General features: G+C 64.6%; 3 protein-coding genes. All 3 read right to left on the reverse strand.

Annotation, left to right across the window (positions count from 1 at the left end; translation table 11 throughout):
- A partial coding sequence (locus tag H5T60_14055) for a hypothetical protein (protein ID MBC7243556.1) occupies positions 1-286 on the reverse strand: 286 nt, incomplete at its 3' end.
- 36 nt (positions 287-322) lie between these two features.
- Positions 323-1,828, reverse strand: coding sequence for an alpha-hydroxy-acid oxidizing protein (locus H5T60_14060; protein ID MBC7243557.1), 1,506 nt, complete (start codon positions 1,826-1,828; stop codon positions 323-325).
- The coding region (locus H5T60_14065; protein MBC7243558.1) for a glutamine amidotransferase family protein at positions 1,825-2,462 on the reverse strand (638 nt) is incomplete at its 5' end. The genes H5T60_14060 and H5T60_14065, both read right to left, overlap by 4 nt.

Consider the following 2,462-nt stretch of genomic DNA (forward strand, 5'->3'; position numbering starts at 1 on the left):
CGCCGGCATGGCCGTGGATGATGATGCGGCCGGCGTTCATGGTGTTGCCGACGCCGTCCTGCGCGTTGCCGTAGACGACGATCTCCCCGCCGTTCATAAAGGCGCCCAGGTCATTGCCGGCGGTGCCGTGGATGTGGATGCGCAGGGAGTTATTTAGCCCAGTGCCGATGTAGCGCTGTCCGCGAATCCCGTGCAGGGTGACGTGGTGAATGCCATCCTGCGAACAGCGGCGGAGCCATTGGTTCACTTCCCGATAGTGCCAATGATGTGCGTGGAGTTCCATCATTAACCTCCTTCTCATTCCCCTTCGGCAGCCGCCGGCTCACATGCCGGCCGGCCGCACCCCCAGCACTTCCTGTGTATGCACGTCCAACCCTATACTCCGCAGGCGCTCCCGGTTGCCGCGCAGGCTTTCAATGGCGTTGATGCCCAACGCCCCCATGACCTCCTTGATTTCCAGCGTCCAGGCCCGCAGTAGGTTCTGTACCCGTTCCACTCCCTCGTCAATATCCAGGCGCTTGATCAGCTCGGGGTCCTGGGTGGTAAGGCCCCAGGCACAGCGGCCGGTGTAGCAGGCCTGACAAAGGGTGCATCCCAGCGCAATCAGCGCGGCCGTACAGATGGCAACCGCATCCGCGCCGAGCGCAATGGCCTTGATGACATCGGCGCTGGAACGGATGCCGCCGGAGGCGATGAGCGAGACCTGATGGCGGATGCCCTCCTCGCGCAGGCGGTCATCCACCGCGGCCAGCGCGATCTCCAGGGGAAGCCCGACATGGTTGCGGATGACCAGGGGTGCGGCGCCGGTGCCGCCGCGGAAGCCGTCAATGGTGAGGAAGTCCGCGCCGGCGCGCGCTGCGCCGGTGGCGATGGCGGCGACGTGGTGCACCGCGGCGATCTTCACCCCGACCGGCTTGCTGTAGTTCGTGGCTTCTTTGAGCGCATAGATCAACTGCGCCAGGTCCTCGATGGAGTAGATGTCGTGATGCGGGGCAGGGGAGATGGCATCGGTGCCGGGTGGAATCATGCGGGTGCGGGCAATTTCCTCGGTCACTTTTTCGCCGGCCAGGTGGCCGCCGATGCCCGGCTTGGCGCCCTGGCCGATTTTGATCTCGATAGCGGCCGCCGCATCAAGATAGCGCTGGTGCACGCCGAAGCGCCCGGAGGCCACCTGCACAATGGTGTTCTGGCCGTAGGGGTACAGCTCTTCATGCAGGCCGCCCTCGCCGCAGTTGAAGTAGGTGCCGGCACGGCGCGCCGCTTCCGCCAGGATTTTGTGTACCCGCAGGTTCACCGCTCCCAGGGACATAGCGCCGAAGATGATGGGCGTATCAAGCTTCAACTGGGGAGGTAGTTCGGTGACCAACTTCAGCTCGCCGTTCTCATCCGGGACGATCTCCAAATGGTCGGGTTTTCGCCCGATAAAGGTGACCAGCTCCATCGGCTCCCGCAGGGGGTCGATGGGAGGGTTGGTGACCTGGCTGGCGTCGAGGAGCAGATGGTCCCAGATGCTGAGGTAGGGCTGGTCATTGCCGGCGCCGGCCAGCAGGATGGCGCCGGTCTGTGCCTGGCGCAGGAGCGCGCGGCGCTGTTCCGGGGTCCAATAGGCGTTGTGCCGGCCGATGGAGGGATGCGGCAGGATGGCGATGGCCGAGCGCGGGCAGAACACCACACAGCGCTGACAGGCCACACAGCGCGCATGGTGGGCGATGATACGTCCCTCTTTCTGCTCCAGCACGCCGAAACTGCACTCGCGCACACAGCGCCCGCAGAGGATGCATTCCGGGCCAATATGGACAAGGAAGTCGGAGGGCAGGAAGTTTTTCACAGCACGACCTCCTCGAACAGACGCTCATCCACGGGGGTGCCGGCCTGCGGCTCCCATATCTCATCGGGGGATGGACAGATGGCGCGGATGGCCGATTCCTCGGAGGCCAGGTAGGCCATCTCGCCGTGTCGAGCGGCGATGAGGGGGCGCAGTTTGATGCGGTCGGTGAGGCCGATGAAGCCGCGCGGATGGCCGATGATGATGCTGAAGGGGCCGTTGGCTAGGCCGGCGCCGTACACCTGCCGGATGGCGGTCAGGAGGGCACGCCGCTGGGCGGAGTCGGTGCGGTATATCTGGTCCCAGAAAGGCGGGGCTAGGATGGTGGGGATGATTTCCCAGGGGAGCTTCTGCCGGCGCAGAAACAGGTCCAGCAGATAGACAAAGACCTCGGTATCGGTCAGCAGGGTACAGCGGTAGCCGAACTGCTCGACGTAGCGCTTGTTGATGCCGTAGGATGACAGCTCGCCATTGTGCACGACGGACCACTGGAGCAGGCTGAAGGGGTGGGCGCCGCCCCACCACGCCGGCGAGTTCGTGGGGAAGCGCGCATGGGCGATCCACAGGTAGGCGGAATATTCTTCCAGGCGGAAAAAGCGGCCGATATCCTCCGGGTAGCCGACGCCTTTGAAGACGC

This window comes from Anaerolineae bacterium, assembly GCA_014360855.1.
In the GTDB taxonomy this organism is placed as follows: domain Bacteria; phylum Chloroflexota; class Anaerolineae; order JACIWP01; family JACIWP01; genus JACIWP01.